This is a genomic window from Campylobacter concisus (assembly GCF_050447505.1).
In the GTDB taxonomy this organism is placed as follows: Bacteria; Campylobacterota; Campylobacteria; order Campylobacterales; family Campylobacteraceae; genus Campylobacter_A; species Campylobacter_A concisus_BP.
Window position 1 is genome coordinate 45707 of the sequence record NZ_JALMFZ010000002.1, and the last position, 19992, is coordinate 65698.

General features: G+C 39.0%; 35 protein-coding genes. 34 read left to right on the plus strand and 1 reads right to left on the minus strand.

What is annotated here, in order from left to right; all coding sequences use genetic code 11:
* The 25 genes from rpsS (at nucleotide 1) to MTT09_RS10395 (ending at nucleotide 12806) form a co-directional block, all read left to right on the plus strand.
* Nucleotides 1-282, plus strand: coding sequence for a 30S ribosomal protein S19 (gene rpsS, locus MTT09_RS10275; RefSeq protein WP_002941639.1), 282 nt, complete (start codon nucleotides 1-3; stop codon nucleotides 280-282).
* Between the two features lie 11 nt (nucleotides 283-293).
* Complete coding sequence (gene rplV, locus MTT09_RS10280; protein ID WP_009295259.1) at nucleotides 294-626, plus strand: 50S ribosomal protein L22; 333 nt, start codon at nucleotides 294-296, stop codon at nucleotides 624-626.
* A gap of 1 nt (nucleotide 627) precedes the next feature.
* Nucleotides 628-1326: a 30S ribosomal protein S3 gene (rpsC, locus tag MTT09_RS10285; RefSeq protein WP_002941650.1), complete on the plus strand. Its 699-nt coding sequence runs from the start codon at nucleotides 628-630 to the stop codon at nucleotides 1324-1326.
* A 2-nt stretch (nucleotides 1327-1328) separates the two neighbouring features.
* The gene (gene rplP / locus MTT09_RS10290) at nucleotides 1329-1754 is read left to right on the plus strand and encodes a 50S ribosomal protein L16 (RefSeq protein WP_002941572.1); all 426 of its coding nucleotides are present in this window, start codon (nucleotides 1329-1331) and stop codon (nucleotides 1752-1754) included.
* On the plus strand, nucleotides 1741-1935 hold the full coding sequence (gene rpmC, locus MTT09_RS10295; protein WP_087586687.1) for a 50S ribosomal protein L29: 195 nt from the start codon (nucleotides 1741-1743) through the stop codon (nucleotides 1933-1935). The genes rplP and rpmC overlap by 14 nt, the downstream gene beginning before the upstream one ends.
* Before the next feature lies 1 nt (nucleotide 1936).
* The gene (gene rpsQ / locus MTT09_RS10300) at nucleotides 1937-2188 is read left to right on the plus strand and encodes a 30S ribosomal protein S17 (RefSeq protein ID WP_002941511.1); all 252 of its coding nucleotides are present in this window, start codon (nucleotides 1937-1939) and stop codon (nucleotides 2186-2188) included.
* A complete protein-coding gene (gene rplN / locus MTT09_RS10305) occupies nucleotides 2188-2556 on the plus strand; it encodes a 50S ribosomal protein L14 (protein WP_002941516.1) in 369 nt (122 codons plus the stop codon). The genes rpsQ and rplN overlap by 1 nt, the downstream gene beginning before the upstream one ends.
* Nucleotides 2556-2792: a 50S ribosomal protein L24 gene (gene rplX / locus MTT09_RS10310; protein ID WP_002941666.1), complete on the plus strand. Its 237-nt coding sequence runs from the start codon at nucleotides 2556-2558 to the stop codon at nucleotides 2790-2792. Before rplN ends, rplX begins: the two co-directional genes overlap by 1 nt.
* Before the next feature lie 5 nt (nucleotides 2793-2797).
* Nucleotides 2798-3343, plus strand: coding sequence for a 50S ribosomal protein L5 (gene rplE, locus MTT09_RS10315; protein ID WP_002941643.1), 546 nt, complete (start codon nucleotides 2798-2800; stop codon nucleotides 3341-3343).
* Between the two features lies 1 nt (nucleotide 3344).
* Nucleotides 3345-3530, plus strand: a complete 186-nt coding sequence (locus MTT09_RS10320; RefSeq protein ID WP_002941532.1) for a type Z 30S ribosomal protein S14 — start codon at nucleotides 3345-3347, stop codon at nucleotides 3528-3530.
* Between the two features lie 9 nt (nucleotides 3531-3539).
* Entirely contained in the window at nucleotides 3540-3935 is a 396-nt protein-coding gene (gene rpsH / locus MTT09_RS10325) for a 30S ribosomal protein S8 (protein ID WP_009295261.1), read from the plus strand.
* Between the two features lie 197 nt (nucleotides 3936-4132).
* Entirely contained in the window at nucleotides 4133-4669 is a 537-nt protein-coding gene (gene rplF, locus MTT09_RS10330) for a 50S ribosomal protein L6 (RefSeq protein ID WP_002941606.1), read from the plus strand.
* Nucleotides 4670-4679: 10 nt separating this feature from the next.
* Entirely contained in the window at nucleotides 4680-5036 is a 357-nt protein-coding gene (rplR, locus tag MTT09_RS10335) for a 50S ribosomal protein L18 (RefSeq protein ID WP_002941658.1), read from the plus strand.
* A gap of 15 nt (nucleotides 5037-5051) precedes the next feature.
* Nucleotides 5052-5495, plus strand: a complete 444-nt coding sequence (gene rpsE, locus MTT09_RS10340; protein WP_002941646.1) for a 30S ribosomal protein S5 — start codon at nucleotides 5052-5054, stop codon at nucleotides 5493-5495.
* Between the two features lie 15 nt (nucleotides 5496-5510).
* Nucleotides 5511-5912 carry a 50S ribosomal protein L15 gene (rplO, locus tag MTT09_RS10345; RefSeq protein WP_103597035.1) on the plus strand — a complete coding sequence of 134 codons (402 nt, stop codon included), beginning with the start codon at nucleotides 5511-5513 and terminating at the stop codon, nucleotides 5910-5912.
* On the plus strand, nucleotides 5912-7174 hold the full coding sequence (gene secY / locus MTT09_RS10350; RefSeq protein WP_009295263.1) for a preprotein translocase subunit SecY: 1263 nt from the start codon (nucleotides 5912-5914) through the stop codon (nucleotides 7172-7174). The genes rplO and secY overlap by 1 nt, the downstream gene beginning before the upstream one ends.
* Before the next feature lies 1 nt (nucleotide 7175).
* A complete protein-coding gene (gene map, locus MTT09_RS10355) occupies nucleotides 7176-7934 on the plus strand; it encodes a type I methionyl aminopeptidase (RefSeq protein ID WP_103597034.1) in 759 nt (252 codons plus the stop codon).
* A 34-nt stretch (nucleotides 7935-7968) separates the two neighbouring features.
* The gene (gene infA / locus MTT09_RS10360) at nucleotides 7969-8187 is read left to right on the plus strand and encodes a translation initiation factor IF-1 (protein ID WP_002848031.1); all 219 of its coding nucleotides are present in this window, start codon (nucleotides 7969-7971) and stop codon (nucleotides 8185-8187) included.
* Between the two features lie 189 nt (nucleotides 8188-8376).
* A complete protein-coding gene (gene rpmJ / locus MTT09_RS10365; RefSeq protein ID WP_002941545.1) occupies nucleotides 8377-8490 on the plus strand; it encodes a 50S ribosomal protein L36 in 114 nt (37 codons plus the stop codon).
* A 3-nt stretch (nucleotides 8491-8493) separates the two neighbouring features.
* Complete coding sequence (rpsM, locus tag MTT09_RS10370; protein ID WP_002941610.1) at nucleotides 8494-8862, plus strand: 30S ribosomal protein S13; 369 nt, start codon at nucleotides 8494-8496, stop codon at nucleotides 8860-8862.
* 22 nt (nucleotides 8863-8884) lie between these two features.
* The gene (gene rpsK, locus MTT09_RS10375) at nucleotides 8885-9277 is read left to right on the plus strand and encodes a 30S ribosomal protein S11 (RefSeq protein WP_002941551.1); all 393 of its coding nucleotides are present in this window, start codon (nucleotides 8885-8887) and stop codon (nucleotides 9275-9277) included.
* A 25-nt stretch (nucleotides 9278-9302) separates the two neighbouring features.
* A complete protein-coding gene (gene rpsD, locus MTT09_RS10380) occupies nucleotides 9303-9929 on the plus strand; it encodes a 30S ribosomal protein S4 (protein ID WP_429803760.1) in 627 nt (208 codons plus the stop codon).
* Between the two features lie 14 nt (nucleotides 9930-9943).
* A complete protein-coding gene (locus MTT09_RS10385) occupies nucleotides 9944-10960 on the plus strand; it encodes a DNA-directed RNA polymerase subunit alpha (RefSeq protein WP_002941564.1) in 1017 nt (338 codons plus the stop codon).
* Between the two features lie 11 nt (nucleotides 10961-10971).
* The gene (gene rplQ, locus MTT09_RS10390) at nucleotides 10972-11328 is read left to right on the plus strand and encodes a 50S ribosomal protein L17 (RefSeq protein WP_002941584.1); all 357 of its coding nucleotides are present in this window, start codon (nucleotides 10972-10974) and stop codon (nucleotides 11326-11328) included.
* A 911-nt stretch (nucleotides 11329-12239) separates the two neighbouring features.
* The gene (locus MTT09_RS10395) at nucleotides 12240-12806 is read left to right on the plus strand and encodes a hypothetical protein (RefSeq protein WP_429803761.1); all 567 of its coding nucleotides are present in this window, start codon (nucleotides 12240-12242) and stop codon (nucleotides 12804-12806) included.
* Nucleotides 12807-12819: 13 nt separating this feature from the next.
* On the opposite strand, the gene MTT09_RS10400 is transcribed toward MTT09_RS10395, so the two are convergent.
* Nucleotides 12820-13746, minus strand: coding sequence for a formylglycine-generating enzyme family protein (locus MTT09_RS10400; RefSeq protein ID WP_429803762.1), 927 nt, complete (start codon nucleotides 13744-13746; stop codon nucleotides 12820-12822).
* 131 nt (nucleotides 13747-13877) lie between these two features.
* Between MTT09_RS10400 and MTT09_RS10405 the strand changes: the two genes are divergently transcribed.
* The 9 genes from MTT09_RS10405 (at nucleotide 13878) to MTT09_RS10445 (ending at nucleotide 19984) form a co-directional block, all read left to right on the plus strand.
* Nucleotides 13878-14039, plus strand: a complete 162-nt coding sequence (locus MTT09_RS10405) for a hypothetical protein (protein WP_429803763.1) — start codon at nucleotides 13878-13880, stop codon at nucleotides 14037-14039.
* A gap of 100 nt (nucleotides 14040-14139) precedes the next feature.
* Nucleotides 14140-14751 (plus strand): hypothetical protein, encoded by a 612-nt coding sequence (locus MTT09_RS10410; protein ID WP_429803764.1) that lies wholly within the window; start codon nucleotides 14140-14142, stop codon nucleotides 14749-14751.
* Entirely contained in the window at nucleotides 14748-15497 is a 750-nt protein-coding gene (locus MTT09_RS10415; protein WP_429803765.1) for an ABC transporter permease, read from the plus strand. The genes MTT09_RS10410 and MTT09_RS10415 overlap by 4 nt, the downstream gene beginning before the upstream one ends.
* On the plus strand, nucleotides 15494-16186 hold the full coding sequence (locus MTT09_RS10420) for an ABC transporter ATP-binding protein (RefSeq protein WP_429803766.1): 693 nt from the start codon (nucleotides 15494-15496) through the stop codon (nucleotides 16184-16186). The genes MTT09_RS10415 and MTT09_RS10420 overlap by 4 nt, the downstream gene beginning before the upstream one ends.
* A gap of 75 nt (nucleotides 16187-16261) precedes the next feature.
* Nucleotides 16262-17182 (plus strand): NrtA/SsuA/CpmA family ABC transporter substrate-binding protein, encoded by a 921-nt coding sequence (locus MTT09_RS10425; protein ID WP_429803767.1) that lies wholly within the window; start codon nucleotides 16262-16264, stop codon nucleotides 17180-17182.
* A gap of 136 nt (nucleotides 17183-17318) precedes the next feature.
* Nucleotides 17319-17594, plus strand: a complete 276-nt coding sequence (locus MTT09_RS10430) for a NifU family protein (protein WP_009295267.1) — start codon at nucleotides 17319-17321, stop codon at nucleotides 17592-17594.
* Nucleotides 17581-18135 carry a hypothetical protein gene (locus MTT09_RS10435; protein ID WP_009295268.1) on the plus strand — a complete coding sequence of 185 codons (555 nt, stop codon included), beginning with the start codon at nucleotides 17581-17583 and terminating at the stop codon, nucleotides 18133-18135. Before MTT09_RS10430 ends, MTT09_RS10435 begins: the two co-directional genes overlap by 14 nt.
* The gene (locus MTT09_RS10440; RefSeq protein WP_429803768.1) at nucleotides 18113-19396 is read left to right on the plus strand and encodes a UDP-N-acetylmuramoyl-L-alanyl-D-glutamate--2,6-diaminopimelate ligase; all 1284 of its coding nucleotides are present in this window, start codon (nucleotides 18113-18115) and stop codon (nucleotides 19394-19396) included. The genes MTT09_RS10435 and MTT09_RS10440 overlap by 23 nt, the downstream gene beginning before the upstream one ends.
* A gap of 18 nt (nucleotides 19397-19414) precedes the next feature.
* Entirely contained in the window at nucleotides 19415-19984 is a 570-nt protein-coding gene (locus tag MTT09_RS10445) for a hypothetical protein (RefSeq protein WP_429803769.1), read from the plus strand.
* Nucleotides 19985-19992 lie beyond the last annotated feature (8 nt).

The window sequence follows — 19992 nt, forward strand, 5'->3', positions numbered from 1 at the left end:
ATGGCAAGATCACTCAAAAAAGGTCCTTTCGTAGATGATCATGTAATGAAAAAAGTTATTGCCGCAAAAAATGCAAACGATAACAAACCAATCAAGACTTGGTCAAGACGTAGCACGATTGTACCTGAAATGATTGGACTAACATTTAACGTTCATAATGGCAAGAGCTTTATTCCTGTATATGTTACAGAAAATCATATAGGCTATAAACTTGGCGAATTTGCTCCAACACGCACATTTAAGGGTCACAAAGGCTCAGTGCAAAAGAAAATCGGCAAGTAAGGGGAGATGATATGAGTAAAGCAATTATAAAATTCGTAAGACTTTCTCCTACAAAAGCAAGACTTATAGCAAGAGAAGTTCAAGGTATGAATGCCGAGCTAGCACTTGCAAGCTTGCAATTTATGCCAAATCGTGGTGCTAAGTTTATAGCAAACGCTATTAGCTCAGCAGTAGCAAATGGCGGATTTGAACCAGAAGAGGTTGTAGTAACTAGTTGCCGCGTTGATGCTGGTCCTGTATTAAAGAGATTTAGACCAAGAGCAAGAGGAACAGCGAGCAAAATTCGCAAACCTACTTCTCATGTAATGGTAGAAGTATCTAAACCTGAAAAGAAGGAAGCATAATATGGGACAAAAAGTAAATCCAATAGGTCTTAGACTAGGAATTAACCGCAACTGGGAATCTAGATGGTTTCCAACCAAACAAAGTCTTCCTGAAAATATCGGTGAAGATTACAAAATTCGTGCATTTTTAAAGAAAAAACTTTACTATGCAGGAATTAGCCAAATTCTAATCGAAAGAACGGCTAAAAAACTTCGTGTAACCGTGGTTGCAGCTCGTCCTGGTATCATCATCGGCAAAAAAGGTCAAGATGTTGAAAACCTAAAGAACGAAGTTAGCAAACTTATCGGCAAAGAAGTAAATGTAAATATCAAAGAAGAAAGAAAAGCTCAAGCTTCAGCTCAACTTGCTGCTGAAAACGTAGCTATGCAACTTGAAAAGCGTGTCGCATTTAGACGTGCTATGAAAAAAGTTATCCAAGGTGCTCAAAAATCAGGCGCTAAAGGTATCAAAATTTCAGTTGCTGGTCGTTTAGGTGGCGCTGAGATGGCAAGAACCGAGTGGTATCTAGAAGGTCGCGTTCCGCTTCATACTCTTAGAGCGAAGATCGATTACGGTGTAGCTGAGGCTCATACGACTTATGGAAACATAGGTATTAAAGTATGGATTTTTAAAGGTGAGGTTCTTCAAAAAGGTGTTCAACCTGAAAAAACTGAAGAAGAAGCACCTAAGAAAACACGTAGAGCAAGAAGAGGTAAATAATTATGTTGATGCCTAAAAGAACGAAATTTCGTAAGCAAATGAAAGGTCGCAACCGTGGTTATGCGACTCGTGGAGCATCTTTAGCAACTGGCGAATTTGCACTTAAAGCTGTTGAAGCTGGTAGGGTAAATTCACGCCAAATAGAAGCTGCTCGTCAAGCTCTAACTCGTCACGTAAAGAGACAGGCTAAAATTTGGATTAGGGTTTTCCCTGACAAGCCACTTACTAAAAAACCTCTACAAACTCGTATGGGTAAAGGTAAGGCTGGAGTTGAAGAGTGGGTTATGAACATTAAACCTGGTCGTATAATATTTGAAATGGCTGGTGTTGACGAAGAGTTAGCTCGTGAAGCTTTAACTTTGGCTCTACACAAACTTCCTTTCAAATCAAAATTTGTAACGCGAGAGAGTGAAAATGAAATATACTGAGTTAAAAGATAAGAGCGTTGCAGAATTAAACGCGTTGCTAAAAGAGAAAAAGGTGCTTTTATTTACACTTAAACAAAAGCTAAAAACTATGCAGTTAAGCAACCCTAATGAGATTAGTGCTGTTCGCAAAGAGATAGCTCAGATCAACACTGCAATTAGTGCAACAAGACAAGGGGCGTAAAATGGCATTAAAAAGAGAAATTCAAGGTGTTGTTTTACAAAAAGCTGGAGATAAAACAGCTACTATTTTGGTAGAAAGACGCGTTATGCATCCAAGATACCATAAATTTGTAAAACGCTTTAAGAAGTATTTAGTTCATGATGAGAAAAATGAGACAAGAGCAGGCGATACAGTTGTTGCAGTTGAGTGCAGACCACTTTCAGCTCGCAAGAATTTTCGCTTAAAAGCTGTATTGGCAAAGGGAGTTGAGTAATGATTCAAAGTTTTACAAGACTTGCAGTTGCTGATAACAGCGGCGCAAAAGAATTAATGTGTATAAAGGTTCTTGGCGGCAGCAAAAGAAGATACGCTACACTTGGCGATATCATAGTTTGCTCTGTTAAAAAAGCTCTTCCAAATGGTAAGATCAAAAAAGGACAGGTTGTAAAAGCTGTTGTTGTAAGAACTAAAAGAGAGGTTCAAAGAGATAATGGTTCGCTAATCCGCTTTGACGAGAATGCAGCTGTTATACTTGATAGCAAAAAAGAGCCAGTCGGCACTCGTATTTTTGGACCAGTTGGACGTGAAGTTAGATATGCTAACTTTATGAAGATTGTTTCGCTAGCTCCGGAGGTTTTATAATGGCTAATGTAAAATTTAAAGTCAAAAAAGGCGATACTGTTAAGATCATCGCTGGCGACGATAAAGGCAAAACTGGTAAAATTTTAGCAGTTCTTGCAAAAAAAGGTCAGGTTATAGTTGAGGGATGCAAAATAGCTAAAAAAGCTATCAAACCAAGCGAAAAAACTCCAAATGGTGGTCACGTAAATAAAGAGATGCCAATTGATATATCAAACGTCGCGAAAGTTGAAGGATAAGAGATATGAGTAGATTAAAAGATAAATTTAACGAAACTATCAAACCAGCTCTCGTAAAAGAATTTGACATCAAAAATCCAATGCTTATCCCTGCGCTCGAGAAGATCGTGATCAGTGTAGGCGCTGGAGACTCTGCGAAAGATCAGAAAGTGCTTCAAAATATGGCTGATACCATTTCACTTATCGCTGGACAAAAAGCGGTTATAACTGATGCTAAAAAATCAGTTGCTGGCTTTAAAGTTCGCGAGGGTTTCCCTGTTGGTATCAAAGTAACTTTGAGAAAAGAGCAAATGTATGCTTTCTTAGATAAGTTAATCAGCGTTGCTCTTCCAAGAGTTAAAGACTTCCGTGGTCTTCCAAAAAATGGCTTTGATGGACGTGGAAACTATAACTTTGGTCTTAGCGAGCAGCTAATGTTTCCAGAGGTTGAGTATGATAAAATTTTACGAACTCATGGTATGAATATTACGATTGCTACTACGGCTAAAAACGATAAAGAGGCATTCAAATTGCTAGAGCTATTTGGTGTGCCGTTTGCAAAAGGAAAGTAAAATGGCAAAGAAATCAATGATAGCAAAAGCTGCACGCAAGCCAAAATTTGCGGTTCGCGGCTATACTAGATGCCAAATTTGCGGTCGTCCGCACTCTGTTTATAAAGATTTTGGAATTTGCCGTGTTTGCCTAAGAAAAATGGCTAACGAAGGCCTAATACCTGGTCTTAAAAAAGCAAGTTGGTAAGGAAGAGAAATGTTGAACGATTTAATATCAGATGGATTAACACGCATTAGAAATGCAAGTATGAGAAGACTTGAGACTGCGAAATTGCTTCATTCTAAGGTTGTTGAGGCTACTCTTTCTATCCTTGCAGCAAAAGGCTATGTAGAGAGCTACAACGTTATCGAAGAAGGTAACAAGAAATTTATAAACGTAGTTTTAAAGTATGATGAGTACGGCAGAAGCGTCATAAACGAGCTTAAAAGGGTTTCAAAACCTGGTCGCCGTGTTTATCAAGGCAAAGACGACATTAAGCGTTTTAAAAATGGTTACGGAACAGTTATCGTTAGCACAAGCAAAGGCGTTATGAGCGGTATTGAGGCAAGTAAAGCTGGCGTTGGCGGCGAGGTTCTTTGCACCGTTTGGTAATAAACTGCGTTAAAAACGCTATTTTGACCTTATAACTTAAGGTTAAAATTTCTTTTTAGCTAGGTGAAATTTTATATTTCGCCAAAGCTAAATTTTGAAATTCAAATGAAGGTTTCGTCAAATTTGACGATCAAATTTACGGCATTGTGGTGTTTATTCGTAAATGTAGGAACACCCTAGACAAGTAAAGGAAAAAAATGTCACGTATTGGAAAACAGCCTATCGCTATCCCAAGTGGTGTAGACGTTAGCGTTGAAAATAATGTCCTAAAATTTAAAAAGGGCAATCACTTAAAAGAGCTTGACACAAAAGGTCACGTTGATGTCAAGATAGAAAATGGTCATATAGTTTTTGCTCCAAAGGGCGAAGATCGCCAAAGCAGAGCTTACTGGGGAACATATAGAGCACTTGCTAACAACATCGTAACTGGTATCACTCATGGCTTTACTCGCCAGCTTGAGATCAACGGCGTTGGTTATAAAGCAGCTGCAAAAGGTAAAATTTTAGAGCTTTCTCTTGGTTTTTCACACCTTATCAACTATGAGCTACCAGCAGGCGTTGAAGCTAGCGTTGATAAAAACGTTATTACTATCAAAGGTGACGACAAACAAGTAGTAGGTCAAGTGGCTGCTCAAGTTAGAGGATTTAGACCACCTGAGCCATATAAAGGCAAGGGCGTTAAATATCTAGAAGAACGTATCATCCGCAAAGCGGGCAAGACATCTAAGAAGTAAGGAGCGGTAAATGACAGCAAAAGTACTAAAAAGAAAAATCGCTCTTAGAATTAAGAGAAAAAGAAGAATCAGAGGTAAAATTTCTGGTGTTGCAACTTGCCCAAGAGTTTCTATTTTCAAATCAAACAGAACCCTTTATGTTCAAGCGATTGACGACGTTACGGCTACCACACTAGCTGCAGTTGATGGTAGAAAAATAGGCATAAAAGCAAATAAAGAAGGTGCGGTCACTTTAGCTAAAGAATTTGCTAAGGCTTTGAAAGCTAAGAAGATAGATGTTGCAATTTTTGATAGAAATGGTTATCTATACCATGGCGTTATCGCAGCATTTGCTGAAGCTTTAAGAGAAAATGGCATCAAGCTATAACCCAAAGGAAAATCGATGGAAAAATATAATAGAGAAGAATTTGAAGAAGTAATCGTCGATATCGGTCGGGTTACAAAGGTTGTTAAAGGTGGTCGTAGATTTAGATTTACAGCTTTAGTTGTTGTTGGTAATAGAAATGGCCTAGTTGGCTTTGGATATGGCAAAGCTAAAGAGGTGCCAGATGCGATGAGAAAAGCGATTGACGACGCATTTAAAAATATTATCCACGTTAAGATCAAGGGCACAACTATCCCTCACGACGTAGAGGTAAAATACAACGCAAGTAGAATGCTACTTCGTCCAGCTAGCGAAGGTACTGGTGTTATTGCTGGTGGTAGTGCGCGTCCTATTATCGAGCTTGCAGGTATTAAGGATATCCTTACTAAATCACTTGGCTCAAACAACTCAGCAAACGTCGTTCGTGCTACTATAAAAGCACTTAGTTTGCTAAAAAGCTAAGAGAAAGGAGTTAAGATGGCATTAGAAAAATTAACACCTGCTGCAGGTTCAACTCATGCAACTAAAAGAATAGGTCGTGGTCAAGGCAGTGGCAATGGCAAAACTGCTGGCAAAGGCAACAAAGGTCAAAGAGCAAGAAAAGGCTACAATGAAAAAAGAGGCTTTGAGGGCGGACAACAACCACTTCAAAGACGTCTTCCAAAAGTAGGCTTTGCTTCTAAATTTGAAAAACCTTATGTTATCAACATTGAAAAGATCGCAGCTATAAAAGAGCTTGCGGAAATTTCAATAGCAACAATAGCTAGCGTTCATAAAATTTCAAAGAGCGTTACTAAGATAAAACTAATCGGTGCAAGCGCAAAAGCTCTTGCTTCAAAGATCAAAGACGAGAACGTTAGCGTTAGCGGAACAAAATAATGGATAAAACACTGACCAACAAGATTTTAATCACGTTGGCATTTTTGTTCGCATACAGGATACTGGCTTATGTACCAGTTCCTGGTGTTAATGTCGACGTAATTAAAGAATTTTTCAATTCAAACAATAGCAACGCCTTGGGTCTATTTAATATGTTTAGTGGTAAGGCCGCTGAGCGTTTAAGTATCATATCTCTAGGCATTATGCCTTACATCACAGCTTCGATCATCATGGAGCTTCTAGCAGCGACATTTCCAAAGTTAGGTCAGATGAAAAAAGAGCGCGACGGTATGCAAAAATATATGCAAATCATACGTTATGCAACTATCGTTATCACTCTTGTACAATCAATCGGCGTCTCTATCGGACTTCAAAGCTTAAGCGGTCGTGGTGGCGAGCAAGCTATCATGATAGATATGAATTTATTTATCGCGATCTCTGCTGTATCTATGCTAACTGGCACTATGCTACTTATGTGGATAGGTGAGCAGATCACGCAGCGCGGTATAGGCAATGGTATAAGTCTTATCATCTTTGCAGGCATCGTCTCTGGCATACCTAGTGCGATTGGCGGAACTGTAAATTTGGTAAATACTTCTGAGATGAATTTCCTAACAGTCATCGCTATTTTGGTGATCATTTTAGCGACCATCGGTGCTATTATCTTTGTCGAGATGGGCGAAAGACGTATACCTATTTCTTACTCAAGAAAAGTGATAATGGAAAATCAAAACAAGCGTATAATGAACTATATACCGATCAAAGTAAATTTAAGTGGCGTTATCCCACCGATATTTGCTAGTGCGATTTTGATGTTTCCAAGCACTATTTTGCAGGCTAGCACAAATCCAGTAATCCAGGCTATCAACGACTTTTTAAGTCCAAATGGCTATATGTTTAATGTTTTAACATTTTTATTTATCATCTTTTTTGCGTTTTTCTACGCATCTATCGTGTTTAACACAAAAGATATAAGTGAAAATTTGAAAAAACAAGGCGGATTTATCCCAGGTGTTAGACCAGGCGAGAGTACAGCTAGCTATCTAAATGAAGTAGCTGGCAGGCTAACTTTAGGTGGAGCTTTGTACTTGGGTATCATTTCAACATTACCTTGGGTACTTGTAAAGACTATGGGCGTACCATTTTATTTTGGCGGTACATCAGTTCTTATTGTGGTTTCAGTAGCACTTGATACGATGAGACGTATAGAAGCCCAGTCTTATACAAATAAATACCAAACTCTAAGTGCGGTAGGTCTATAAAATGGCTATCACGCTAAAAAGACCAGCTGAGATAGAGAAAATGAGAGCGGCGAACAAGATCGTCGCTCGAACACTTGATCACGTTTCTACGATCATAAAACCTGGAATTTCACTTCTTGAGATAGATAAAATTTGCGAAGATATGATAAGAGCCGCTGGAGCAAAACCTGCCTTTAAAGGGCTTTATGGCTTTCCAAATGCAGCTTGCATAAGCGTCAATGAAGTGGTGATCCACGGAATTCCAAATGAATACAAGCTAAAAGAGGGCGATATCGTTAGTGTAGATATTGGTTCAAATTTAGATGGTTATTTTGGCGATTCAGCTAGGACGTTTGGAGTTGGTAAAATTTCAAAAGAAGACGAGGCTTTGATCGCTTGCTCAAAAGACGCGCTATATTTTGCGATAGATTTTATAAGAGCTGGTATGCACTTTAAAGAGATTAGCTACGAGCTTGAGAAATTTATACTAGGCAGAGGCTATGTACCTTTGCGCGGATATTGCGGTCATGGCATAGGCAAAAGGCCACATGAAGAGCCAGAAATTCCAAACTATCTTGAAGGAAACAATCCAAAAGCTGGACCAAAGATAAAAGAGGGAATGGTTTTTTGTATAGAGCCGATGATTTGCCAAAAAGATGGCACGCCAGTTTTAGGAAGCGATAACTGGAAAGTAACCTCAAAAGATGGTTTGAGAACTAGCCATTATGAGCATTGCATGGCGATAGTTAATGGCAAAGTCGAAATTTTAAGCCAAGCGTAAATTTTATAGCAAAAATTTAAAGAAAGGAGAGTTTGTGGCAAAAGATGATGTCATTGAGATTGATGGAAATGTTGTTGAAGCACTGCCAAATGCAACTTTTAAAGTTGAGCTTGACAACAAACATATAATTTTATGTCATATCGCCGGTAAGATGAGAATGCATTATATAAAGATAATGCCTGGCGACCGCGTAAAAGTAGAACTTACGCCATATAGCCTAGACAAGGGCAGGATCACTTATAGATATAAGTAAATTTGATTTTGTGGCAAATATGCTAAGTAAATTTAAAGCTGGTTTTGGGTAAAATCCAAGCTTTGCGAAAAGCTGTATGAAGAATTATTTTCAAAGTTCCCCACTTATTTTGAAAATAGTTGGTTTAAATTATTTCTTTAGACCTGATGCAGCCCCTAAAAAAGTGGAATAAATTTTTAGGAGACTAAAATGAAAGTTCGTCCTTCTGTAAAGAAGATGTGTGACAAATGTAAAATTGTCAAACGTAGTGGCATAATTCGTGTTATCTGCGAAAATCCAAAACATAAACAAAGACAAGGATAAGGCATGGCACGTATTGCAGGTGTAGATTTACCAAACAAAAAGAGAATAGAGTATGGTTTGACTTATATCTATGGTATAGGTCTTTATAAATCTCGTCAAATCCTTGACGCAGCTGGAATTTCTTACGACAAGAGAGTTTACGAGCTTAGCGAAGACGAAGCAGCAGCTATCCGTAAAGAAATTCAAGAGCACCATATCGTTGAGGGTGATTTGAGAAAACAAGTTGCTATGGATATCAAAGCTCTTATGGATCTTGGAAGTTATAGAGGTCTTCGCCACAGAAAGGGTCTTCCTGTTCGTGGTCAAAAGACTAAAACTAATGCTAGAACCAGAAAAGGCAGACGTAAAACTGTCGGTGCGGCTACTAAGTAAGGCAAGGGTTAAAGGATAATAAATGGCGAAAAGAAAAATTGTTAAGAAAAAAGTAGTTAGAAAAAGCATAGCCAAAGGTATCGTTTATATCAGTGCAACATTTAACAACACTATGGTAACTGTAACTGATGAAATGGGAAATGCTATTGCATGGAGTAGTGCAGGTGGCTTAGGCTTTAAAGGTAGTAAAAAATCAACTCCTTATGCAGCTCAACAAGCTGTAGAAGATGCTTTAAACAAAGCAAAAGAACACGGCATTAAAGAAGTTGGCATCAAGGTTCAAGGTCCAGGTAGCGGACGTGAAACGGCTGTGAAGAGTGTAGGTGGTGTTGAAGGCATAAAAGTAACTTTCTTCAAAGATATCACGCCTTTACCACACAATGGTTGCAGACCGCCAAAACGCCGCCGCGTATAATTAGAGAAAATTAGGAGAAATTATTATGGCTAGATATACAGGACCTGTTGAAAAATTAGAAAGACGTCTTGGTGTGTCTCTTGCGTTAAAAGGCGAAAGAAGACTTGCTGGTAAAAGTGCTTTAGATAAAAGAAACTATGCGCCAGGACAACACGGACAAAGAAGAGCAAAGATAAGCGAATATGGCTTACAACTTCGTGAGAAGCAAAAAGCTAAATTTATGTATGGTGTTTCAGAGAAACAATTTAGAAGATTATTCCAAGAAGCAGCACGCCGCGAGGGCAACACAGGTGCTCTTTTAGTTCAACTATTAGAGCAGAGATTAGACAATGTTGTTTACAGAATGGGCTTTGCAACGACTCGTCGTTTTGCTCGCCAGCTTGTAACTCACGGACATATTTTAGTAAATGGCAAGAGAGTGGACATCCCATCTTACAGAGTAGAGCCAGGCTCTAAAATCGAAGTTGCTGAGAAATCTAAAAACAATCCACAAATCGTTCGCGCGATCGATCTTACAGCTCAAACTGGCATCGTTGCTTGGGTAGATGTGGAAAAAGAGAAAAAATTTGGAATTTTTACTAGAAATCCAGAAAGAGAAGAGGTTATCATTCCTGTTGAGGAAAGATTTATAGTAGAGCTTTATTCGAAATAATAGAGGGTATAAAGATGAGAAAGATTACTACATCAGCTTATATGCCAACTGAAATAGAAGTTAAAAGTGTTAGCGAAAATGTCGCTAACATTACAGCATATCCTTTTGAAGCAGGTTATGCTGTTACTTTGGCTCACCCACTACGCCGTCTTCTTTACACAAGCACAGTAGGCTTTGCTCCTATTGGTGTAAAGATAAAAGGCGTTAGTCACGAATTTGATAGTATGCGTGGTATGCTTGAAGACGTGGCATTTTTTATTATAAATTTGAAGAAGATCAGATTTAAATTAAAAAGCGGCAGCGAGCGTGAAGTTATAGAGTATAGTTTTAAAGGACCAAAAGAGATAACTGGAGCTGACCTAAATAACGACCTAGTTGAGATCGTTAATCCAGACGCATATCTTGCAACCATCAACGAAGATGCTGAGTTAAATTTCTCAGTTATCATCCAAAAAGGTATCGGATATGTTCCTAGTGAAGAGATCAGGGAAGAGATCGAAGACGAGTACATTGCACTGGACGCTTTCTTTACACCTGTTAAAAAAGCAGTTTATGAGATACAAAACGTCTTGGTTGAAGACGATCCAGACTACGAGAAGATCGTATTTACGATAACAACAGATGGTCAAGTTGGTCCAGTAGAGGCTTTTAAAAATTGTTTAGAAGCTATGTATCAACAAATGTCAGTATTTAAAGGAATTTTAGATATTGACGTTAGCGCCCCAGTTGCTAGTTCAAGTGCAAGCGGCGAGTTCTCAAAGCTACTTTCTAGTGTAGAAGATCTAAATTTAAGCGCTAGAAGTTTTAACTGCCTTGATAAGGCCGATATAAGATTTATTGGTGAGCTTGCGTTAATGGACGAAAATGAGCTTAAAGAGCTTAAAAATTTAGGTAAAAAATCTCTTGAAGAGATAAAAGCGGTTATGGAAGAGATAGGCTATCCAGTTGGTGTTGATGTGTTAAAAGATAGCAAAGAGCAACTCAGAAAGAAAATAACCGAGCTAAAATCACAAATGAGTGCAAAAGAATAAAAGGACAATAGATGAGACATAAACACGGATATCGCAAACTTGGTAGAACGTCATCTCATAGATCTGCATTGCTTAAGAATTTAGCGATAGCTATCATCAAAAGCGAAAAGATAGAGACAACTTTACCAAAAGCAAAAGAGCTTAGAAGCTATGTTGAAAAGCTTATCACAAGAGCTAGAAAAGGCGACTCTAACGCTCACAGAGCAGTATTTGCTTCTTTGCAAGACAAAGAGACTACAAATAAGCTAGTTACTGAAGTAGCTCCAAAATTTAAAGAGCGCAACGGTGGCTATACAAGAATCATCAAAACTCGTGTTCGCAGAGGCGACGCAGCTGAGATGGCTTATATAGAGCTAGTAGCTGAATAATCCCCAGAGAGCCTATCTGGCTCTCTTTCTTTCTAAATTTTCTTTTTACGTTTATTTTTTAAAAAATTTTGTTTTAAATTTACCCATTTTAGTCTGTGGCAAATTTACAAGTCGGAGCATTATAAATTTTTATTTCGTGGCTTTTAGATGAGCTGACGCTATAGGTTAAAATAGTTAGTGTAAGTAAATTTATAGCGGTTTTAAAGCACAAAAAACGCAAGCAAACACTCTTTATTTTATGTCAAAACCTCCTAAATGAGGTTTTAAAATTCTAGCCCAAACTTATCTATTAAATTTCAAAGCTTGCATCATAAATTTCTTAATTTAGATCTAGTAGTTTTTAAATTTTACTTCGGTAATTTTTTGTGATATTTGCTTTAGGCGGGCTATTTCTATTTTGAGTGTTTCTGGGTCAAATCTATAAGCTAATTTGCGAAGTTTTAGGATTAAGGGCTTATATATTTAAAATGCAAAACAAAAAGCAGGGTAAATTATCTATACGAACTATCTCAAATTTAAATTATTCAAAAAAACAAATTTAAAATTTATAATCCAAAAAGTTGCAAATTTTAAATTTTGATAGACTACAAAAAGGGCTTGGCTAATGTAGCCAGGGTGGCGGATAAGATGACATAAATTTGATCTGAAATAGCCTATGATATGATAAAAGAGTTGTATATGATAAATCCAAAACCAAATATATAGACTAGATATGATAAAGCTAAACCAGATACAATAAAAACCAATAGATGCAAATTCTACAAAGTAAATTCTAAATTCCAGTCTTCTAAAATATTCAAATTTATCCAGTCCCAAGCCAGCCTAAATTTACAAGTCAAACTCTATAAATTTCTAAATTTTACTCTAAAGGAGACGATATTTGTTTAAAACTATCTTACAAAGGACTTGAGATGATAGGTGGCGTAAATGGAGCTAATGTAAATTTATATAGTGGCTTTCAAAACATTAGAGAGCAAAGCGCTAGCCATATCAAGCCTAGTGCGGACGAAAATTCCTTAAATTTCTCATCTCAGAATTTACCCAAAAAGACCAATCAAAGCAGCGAGCAGATAAATTTAAGTCGCACGAGCGAGAGCAAATTTAACAAAGATGATGAGCCACTAAAATTTGCTAAAGACTACTCACTCACAGGCATAGCCGCTAATGGCAAGATAAGCATCTGGGGCAAACTCATGGGATATGACAAGCAAATGAGCCAAGATGAGATAAACGAGCTTAAAAGCTTTGTTAGTCAGACCGAGGCGCTTGGCTTTGGAAGACTTTACGAATCGATCATCGGATACTATCCAACAAACGTCGATCTCTTTGCTAAAGAGTACACGTCAAAATATGATAGCAGCACCTTGCTCGGACTTGGTCGCAAGAGCCACGTGGAGGGCTTTGAGATACTTGATAAGGACCTGAGCGTCGAGGAGTTCAAGGATAGGTGGCTGGACTATGCGCTGAGGCAAAAATAAAGTAGGCAAATGCCTACTTCTCCCATACCAAACGAAATCCTAAATCATCATAAGATTTATGAATGTTTCTAATTTCGTCTCTATTTTCTGTTCTACACTCAGTTTTTGCAGATTTAAAAGAGCCGCCCTTTACGATAATATCATCCGCATCTTTAAAAGTCGAAGTCATCTCCCAAACATTTCCCCACATATCGATAGCTCCAACAGCCGACAACGTCTTTTTGTTGGCGTAAATAGATAGAGGTTTGTCTGATTGTTTTGCTGTATTCATCTGGGCATCTTTTGGCATGTGACCAGCCGCTAACTCCCACTCCTCCTCTGTTGGCAATCTTAAAGTTGTCCCTTTTTTATTAGATAACCATTGAGCATAAGCCATGGCATCATCGTAACTGATATTGTTAGCCGGGGTATCACTGCCACCTTTATTTAAACATTTTCTATCTGTTTCTCTACAAAATAGACTATATTCTTCGTTGGTAACTGGGGTATAAGAGATATAAAGATTTTCTTTTGCACCTATAATAGGTAAAAACCCATTAACAGGCGTTCTTGCATTTGGCAGCAATCTTGGATCACCAAATCTAGCCATAGTAGTATCAATCCTATGCTCTCTTTCAGCAAGCATATCATCAACTATTTTTTGCATCTCATCCACCAAAGATTTGTCTTTTGCTGTCTCTTTTAGCTCTTCTAATTTTGCTCTCTTTTTAGCAATTACCGCATCATAATTAGCCCCGACCTTGGCTCTTAATCTATTATAATTCTCTTTTGATGGAGTTTCTCTATATATCTTAATGAGCTCTTGAGTCTCTTTGTCTAAGGCTGGCCTCTCTTTTTCTATAAAGCTGCTACGACTATACATATTTGAGCCATTGTCGCCTGCAAAAAGTGGAGCTGACAAAGATAAAGCCAAAGCTGGAATTAAAATTTTTTTATTCATATAAAATCCTTTTAGATATTTTGTAGCTCAATCCTAGTGCGAAATTTACAATAAAAATACAATGTTAGTTAATCACACTCAAACTACAATGTGCAAAACACCGATAAGCTTGACGGCAATAAGGTCTAGCCTTGGTGATCGGTAGAAGCGAGAAGTTAGCGACCTACGATATCAATAAAGATGAGAAATTTGCCTACCTTAAGGAGATAATGCGCCTTGAAAAAAACGGCATAGATATACTAAAGCTAATGGAGAAAAGCCAGAAAAAGCGAAATTTAGACGTAAAAGTTTAGCTGTTTATAAATTTAACCCCCAAAGCCATCTTTTTACTTTCAAGTGATACAATTTTGATTTTAATTATTACATTTTACTTTAAATTTGACGGGAGCTCTTATGAAAAAAGTGGTTTGGTTAAATCCTGTTGTAAAAAACATCTACGACTTTGCAGCGCTTAAAGAAATTTTGCAAAACAAAGGCTTTAGTGTAGTAGAGTGTGAAAAAGACCACGTTAAAAGCGTAAAAAACGCATACAAAAACGCTCTTGCGCAAAGCGAGCTTATTTACGATAGTCGCTGTCCGAGGGCTGTAAATTTTATCAGGGCAAATTTCAAAGAACAAGCCGCATTCATTTCAAATTTAAACCCAATTTTGATAGAGAGCGCGCTTGAGCTTAGCTCAAAGCTAAAAGAGGACGAGTGGCTTTACGTGACGACGCCCTGTGAGGACTTGGCAGAGCTTGGCAGGGGGCTAAATTTGGAGCGAACCACATTTTTGACATGGAAAAGCTTTAGGGAGCAAAACGCTATAAATTTAAATATGCGTAGTATCGAGCAAAGTCCGATACCGCCGGGCTTTTTTACAAATTTGGGCGTAAAAACACTAAGTCTTAGCAGTAAAGAGAAGATAGAAAACGCCCTTTCATATAAATTTAGCGAGCTTAAAAACTACCAGATCATCGAGCTTTTATACTGCGAAAACGGCTGTCACAACGGAGATGGGCTGTGAAAGAAATTTTTAAAAAGAGCATTTTAATCCTAGCGATCTTTGCCATCTGGCAGGTCGTTTGCGAGCTAGAAATTTTCACGCCGTATATCTTGCCAAGTCCGCTAGTTACGCTAAAGACGATGTATAGCATGAGCCTAAGCGGCGAGCTTGCCACGCATACGATCATCAGCTTTAAGCGCATATTTGCAGGATATGCTCTCTCGTTTGCTCTTGCGCTCGTGCTTGGCGGTATAGCGGCACTTTTGCCAAAGATCAGCGTTTATTACGAGTGGATACTAGAGTTTTTTAGAAATATCCCGCCGCTTAGTTTGATCGCGATTTTGGTGCTTTGGTTTGGCATAAACGAGACGCCAAAGATCATCATTATCATCCTAGCCTCGTTTTTCCCGATGTTTTTAAGTATCCAAAAGGGGCTAACGAGCTGCGATATAAAGCTCATCGAGGTTGGTAAAATTTTTGGCTTTAATAAATTTGAAATTTTTTACAAGATCATCTTAAAAAGCGCGCTAAAAGATATCTTTGTCGGCATGCGAATAGGCTTTGGCTACGCCATGCGCGCGATCATCGGAGCTGAGATGATAGCGGCTTCAAGCGGGCTAGGCTACTTAATCCTTGATGCAGAGGAGCTCTCACGCGCGGATAGGATATTTGTGGGTATTTTTACGATCGGCATTTGCGGCGTACTTATAGATAGGCTCTTTTTGCTTTTGATAGCGAAATTTAGCCTTTTGCGAGGTGAAAAATGATAGAAATTTCAAATTTATCCAAGCATTTTTTTATAGGCAAAAAGCGTATCGACGTTTTAAGAGAGCTAAGCTTAAACATAAAAAAAGATAAGATCACCGTCATACTTGGCAGAAGTGGTTGTGGCAAAACTACGCTTTTACGCCTTATAGCAGGTCTTGAGAGCGTAAGTCTTGGCGAGATAAAATTTAAAGAGCAAGCAAAGATCGGCTTTGTCTTTCAAGAGCCCCGCCTCATACCGTTTCTAAATGTCTATGAAAATATCGTTTTTCCTCTTAAGAAGCAGGATATCGAGGCTGAAAAGATAGGTAGTCTGATATCGATGATAGGGCTTAGTGACTTTAAATTTGCCGCAGTTTCGCAGCTCTCTGGCGGTATGAGCTCGCGCGTTTCGCTTGCTAGAGTGCTTGCGTACGAGGCAAATTTGATCCTAATGGACGAGCCATTTGCTGCGCTTGACGCATTTACGAGAGCTAGCATGCAGGCTGAAATCCTAAAAATACAAGCCGGCAAAACTATCCTTTTTGTCACTCACAACATCGACGAGGCGCTATTTTTGGCTGATGAGATCATATTGCTTGAAAAGGGCGGGATAAAGTCAAACTACGATCTATCAAATTTAGCAAGACCAAGAGATCTGCTAAGCGAGGAGCTAATAGCGATAAAACGCAAAATTTTGAGTGAAATTTAGGCAAATAAAATGATAATTAAAACCAAAATGAAGCAAAAAATTATATAATCTTGAAAATTTTTAAAAGGAGTAAGTATGAGAAAGTTTTTTAAAGTTTTATGTGCGGCCTCTTTATTTTGCCTAGTCGCAAACGCAAGCGAGGGCTTAGATAAGATCGGCATGACCTACGTCAAATCGCCGCTAAACGTCCCATCGATCGTCGATAAATTTAAAGGCTTTTACGCGAAGTCTTTTGGCGTGCCAGTCGAGTACTCTGAGATCACCTCGGGTGCCAAGCAAACGCAAGCGCTCGCTTCAAATTCGCTCCAGTTTTTAAACTGCGTGGGTGGCACTTCGGTCATACTTGCAGCTGCAAATAAGGCTGACATAAAGATCATAAGCGCCTATTCAAGGGCGCCAGAAGCCTTTGTCATATTTTCTAAAGACCAAAATATCAAGTCGCCAAAAGATCTAAAAGGCAAAAAAGTAGCAGGCCCAAAAGGCACTATCCTAAACGAGCTTTTGGTGAGATACCTAGCTCTTGGCGGGCTTAGTATAAACGACGTAGAGTTCATCTCTATGGGTATCCCAGCTGCGCAAGCAGCACTTGAAAATGGCAGCGTCGATGCAGCGCTTCTTGCAGGACCAGCGGCCTACAATGCTCAAAAATCAGGCCTAAATGTAGTGACAACTGGCAAAGGCGTCATCACTCCAGTCATTGTCACAGCAACAAGTGGAGAGTTTTATAAAAAGCACAAAGACATAGTTGAGAAATTTAAAAAGGCTCAGGATGAAATTTTGGCCTACATCAAAGCAAACGAGAATGAGGCGCTTAAATTTACGGCTGAAGAGACTGGGCTTAGCATAGATGCGGTAAAGAGCATGTATCCTCAGTACGACTTTAGCTCAAAGATCACGGCTGATGATATAAAAGCGCTTGAGGCTACGCAAGAATTTATGCTTGAGAGCAAGATGATTGAACATAAAATCGATATAAAATCACTTCTACTAAACTAAATTTAAAGGGCAAATTTGCCCTTTTTCTCCACAAAAAACCACCAAAATTTAAAGTCAAAACGCCCCCAGCAAAAGCCTAGAAAACGTTTGTTTGCACTTTATCTGCTATAATAGCTAAAAAATTTAAGGAAAAAATATGATCCCATTTAGTGATGAAGAGCTTTTAAAACCAGTGACTGCGAGTTTGCAAAAGGTGCTGCCTATGCTTGAAAATGATGGCGGCGGCATGGAGCTACTTGGCATAAAAAACGGCAAAATTTACGTAAGACTAACAGGACATTGTCACGGATGCGCAGCTAGCACAACCACGCTAAAATACGGCATCGAAAGGCAGCTTCGCATAGACATTCACCCAGAGCTTGAGGTCATAAATGTTCCGATCGGCGAGGAATTTGACATTGATAGATTATAAAAAAATAGGCATAAAATATTTCAAACGCTCTAAATTTAAAGATGCGATCTTTTACTTTTCACTAGCCTACGAAAAGACGCAGGAGAAAAATTTGCTATTTTTGATACAAATTTGCTCTCTTGGCGAGGAAAATGCCGAAGAGGCAAAGCTCTTGTTTGACTACTACATGGCGAAAGTAAGAGCCGGCGAAGACGACGAGGGCGTGGAGGAAATTTTAAAAATTTTAGAGTCCAGAGACGAGGAGAGCGAGTACTTTGAAGAGCAAGACGCGATCAGCTACGAGGACTTTAAAAGGGCTGTTTATAAGGACGGCAGCTTTAAAAAGGTCTTTGAAAACATCATGTTCTCAACCAAGGTCATGATCTCAAACAAAGACGATTTTTTGGAATTTTTAGGAAATTTGATAAAAAATGACTTCATCGATATGAGCATGAACTACCTTGAGAGTGCGGCGGTGATGTTTGGCGGCGACGAGCGTATAGATCAGCTTTTTAAAGAGATACAAAAAAGACAAAACGATGAAAATATCAGTAGAAAATAGCTTCATAACAGATGACTCAAACGAGTGCGAGCAGGGTGCATACTTTGTGCAAACTACTGCAAATGCGAAATTTGTAGAACACGCGGTAAAAAAGGGCGCTAAGATAATCACCCTTGAAGAGTGCAAAAAGCTTTTAAAGATCGATGAAAATCTAAAAATAGTTGGCATCACAGGGACAAATGGCAAGACCACAACGGCTGCGGCTATCTACGAGACTTTGCGAAATTTAGGTAAAAAATGCGGTCTAAGTGGCACCAGAGGGGCATTTATAGAGGGCGAGCAGATAGATGATAAGGCGCTTACGACAAGTGCTATTTTAAAGACACTCTCATACCTCAAAGCAGCCAGCGAGCATGGCTGTGAGTACTTTGTGATGGAGGTTAGCTCGCACGCGATCGCTCAAAAACGCATAGAGAGTTTGAAATTTGCTCTAAAAATTTTTACAAACCTAACTCAAGACCATCTCGACTACCACAAGAGCATGGAGGAGTATGCGAGGGTAAAATCAAGCTTTTTTGACGATGAGAGCGTAAAGCTCATAAACATTGACGATGGCGGAGTTAAATTTAACCCAAAAAACGCCTACACATACGCGATCAAAAAGCCAGCTAGCTTTGCGCCGATAGTTTATGGGCTAAAGGACGGCATAGACGCAGTTATCAAGACGCCAAATGGCGATGTTGAGATAGACTCAAGCCTTCAAGGTGAGTTTAATCTTTACAATCTAATCGCAGCACTTGGTGCAGTTTGCCTGCTAGAGCGTCCAGATGCGACCGCACTTTCAAAGGCGATAAGTAAATTTAAAGGCGTGAGCGGCAGGATGGAGGTTGTAAGCACCGATCCGTTAGTCATCGTGGACTTTGCCCATACACCAGATGGCATCGAAAAGGTGCTAAACTCGCTTAGACATCTAAATTTGATCGCAGTCTTTGGCGCAGGCGGCGATAGAGATAGGACAAAGCGCCCTAAAATGGGAGCGATAGCCCAAAAATACGCAAGAATTTGCATAGTCACGAGTGACAATCCAAGAAGCGAAGAGCCAGAGAGTATAATAGACGAAATTTGCGCTGGCATGAGTCAAAATGAAAATTTGATACGAAACGCCAACCGCAAAGAGGCGATCGCGCTAGCCATTAGCAAGCTAGAACCCGGCTGGGCACTTGTCATACTTGGCAAAGGCGACGAGCCATATCAGGAGATAAAAGGCATCAAGCACCCATTTAGCGACAAAGAAGTGGTGCTTGAAATTTTATCTAGATAACTTTTGAAAGGAAAAACGATGAAGATTTTAAATTTAGCCTTTACGGCTACTTGCGTTGCACTATTGCTAGGATGTACCACTGCTCAAAAAGAGCCGCAAAAGCTACAATCTAGCGCAAACCAAAAGAGCTATCTGGTGAGCAACCTACCTCAAAATATAGAGTATGACGGCCAAATTTATCACCAAAAATACCAAAATGAATTTACGGTGGAGTATTATTTGGAAGATGAGGGCGGCTATGGATGGAGTAAGCTAATCAGCGTTACCTATGCGCCAAGCATCAAAAACATAGATGATTTTATAACAGCGATAAAAAAAACCACAGATCCAAAAAAGGGCAAATTTAAGATAGAAAAGATAGGTAGCGACAGCTCTTACCGTGAGGAAATTTACTATCCAGAGCCAAATAATCCAAAATTTAACAGCTACGAGATAACTCTAGACGTTGCCAAAACGAGCGAGTGTGGACTAGTTGGCGTATCTTTTGCTAGAAATTTCAAAACCCTTGACGAGCTAGAAAAGACGCTAAAGGCAGAGAAACTAAACGAGAAATTTTTAGCAAACAGACCAGTGATAGAGTGCAAATAAACTAAACA

What these genes read in the sequence shown, in the direction of transcription:
- rpsM (WP_002941610.1), top strand. Translation starts at nt 8,494, where the DNA reads ATGGCACGTATTGCAGGTGTAGATTTACCAAACAAAAAGAGAATAGAG.
- rplP (WP_002941572.1), top strand. Translation starts at nt 1,329, where the DNA reads ATGTTGATGCCTAAAAGAACGAAATTTCGTAAGCAAATGAAAGGTCGC.
- MTT09_RS10440 (WP_429803768.1), top strand. Translation starts at nt 18,113, where the DNA reads ATGAAAATATCAGTAGAAAATAGCTTCATAACAGATGACTCAAACGAG.
- rplR (WP_002941658.1), top strand. Translation starts at nt 4,680, where the DNA reads ATGACAGCAAAAGTACTAAAAAGAAAAATCGCTCTTAGAATTAAGAGA.
- rpsE (WP_002941646.1), top strand. Translation starts at nt 5,052, where the DNA reads ATGGAAAAATATAATAGAGAAGAATTTGAAGAAGTAATCGTCGATATC.
- rpsQ (WP_002941511.1), top strand. Translation starts at nt 1,937, where the DNA reads ATGGCATTAAAAAGAGAAATTCAAGGTGTTGTTTTACAAAAAGCTGGA.
- MTT09_RS10425 (WP_429803767.1), top strand. Translation starts at nt 16,262, where the DNA reads ATGAGAAAGTTTTTTAAAGTTTTATGTGCGGCCTCTTTATTTTGCCTA.
- rplX (WP_002941666.1), top strand. Translation starts at nt 2,556, where the DNA reads ATGGCTAATGTAAAATTTAAAGTCAAAAAAGGCGATACTGTTAAGATC.
- rpsD (WP_429803760.1), top strand. Translation starts at nt 9,303, where the DNA reads ATGGCTAGATATACAGGACCTGTTGAAAAATTAGAAAGACGTCTTGGT.
- rplN (WP_002941516.1), top strand. Translation starts at nt 2,188, where the DNA reads ATGATTCAAAGTTTTACAAGACTTGCAGTTGCTGATAACAGCGGCGCA.
- rplO (WP_103597035.1), top strand. Translation starts at nt 5,511, where the DNA reads ATGGCATTAGAAAAATTAACACCTGCTGCAGGTTCAACTCATGCAACT.
- rplE (WP_002941643.1), top strand. Translation starts at nt 2,798, where the DNA reads ATGAGTAGATTAAAAGATAAATTTAACGAAACTATCAAACCAGCTCTC.
- secY (WP_009295263.1), top strand. Translation starts at nt 5,912, where the DNA reads ATGGATAAAACACTGACCAACAAGATTTTAATCACGTTGGCATTTTTG.
- map (WP_103597034.1), top strand. Translation starts at nt 7,176, where the DNA reads ATGGCTATCACGCTAAAAAGACCAGCTGAGATAGAGAAAATGAGAGCG.
- MTT09_RS10445 (WP_429803769.1), top strand. Translation starts at nt 19,415, where the DNA reads ATGAAGATTTTAAATTTAGCCTTTACGGCTACTTGCGTTGCACTATTG.
- MTT09_RS10430 (WP_009295267.1), top strand. Translation starts at nt 17,319, where the DNA reads ATGATCCCATTTAGTGATGAAGAGCTTTTAAAACCAGTGACTGCGAGT.
- rplF (WP_002941606.1), top strand. Translation starts at nt 4,133, where the DNA reads ATGTCACGTATTGGAAAACAGCCTATCGCTATCCCAAGTGGTGTAGAC.
- MTT09_RS10385 (WP_002941564.1), top strand. Translation starts at nt 9,944, where the DNA reads ATGAGAAAGATTACTACATCAGCTTATATGCCAACTGAAATAGAAGTT.
- rpmC (WP_087586687.1), top strand. Translation starts at nt 1,741, where the DNA reads ATGAAATATACTGAGTTAAAAGATAAGAGCGTTGCAGAATTAAACGCG.
- rpsS (WP_002941639.1), top strand. Translation starts at nt 1, where the DNA reads ATGGCAAGATCACTCAAAAAAGGTCCTTTCGTAGATGATCATGTAATG.
- rpsC (WP_002941650.1), top strand. Translation starts at nt 628, where the DNA reads ATGGGACAAAAAGTAAATCCAATAGGTCTTAGACTAGGAATTAACCGC.
- rpsH (WP_009295261.1), top strand. Translation starts at nt 3,540, where the DNA reads ATGTTGAACGATTTAATATCAGATGGATTAACACGCATTAGAAATGCA.
- MTT09_RS10400 (WP_429803762.1), bottom strand. Translation starts at nt 13,746, where the DNA reads ATGAATAAAAAAATTTTAATTCCAGCTTTGGCTTTATCTTTGTCAGCT.
- rplQ (WP_002941584.1), top strand. Translation starts at nt 10,972, where the DNA reads ATGAGACATAAACACGGATATCGCAAACTTGGTAGAACGTCATCTCAT.
- rpmJ (WP_002941545.1), top strand. Translation starts at nt 8,377, where the DNA reads ATGAAAGTTCGTCCTTCTGTAAAGAAGATGTGTGACAAATGTAAAATT.
- rplV (WP_009295259.1), top strand. Translation starts at nt 294, where the DNA reads ATGAGTAAAGCAATTATAAAATTCGTAAGACTTTCTCCTACAAAAGCA.
- MTT09_RS10410 (WP_429803764.1), top strand. Translation starts at nt 14,140, where the DNA reads ATGAAAAAAGTGGTTTGGTTAAATCCTGTTGTAAAAAACATCTACGAC.
- rpsK (WP_002941551.1), top strand. Translation starts at nt 8,885, where the DNA reads ATGGCGAAAAGAAAAATTGTTAAGAAAAAAGTAGTTAGAAAAAGCATA.
- MTT09_RS10320 (WP_002941532.1), top strand. Translation starts at nt 3,345, where the DNA reads ATGGCAAAGAAATCAATGATAGCAAAAGCTGCACGCAAGCCAAAATTT.
- MTT09_RS10420 (WP_429803766.1), top strand. Translation starts at nt 15,494, where the DNA reads ATGATAGAAATTTCAAATTTATCCAAGCATTTTTTTATAGGCAAAAAG.
- MTT09_RS10395 (WP_429803761.1), top strand. Translation starts at nt 12,240, where the DNA reads ATGATAGGTGGCGTAAATGGAGCTAATGTAAATTTATATAGTGGCTTT.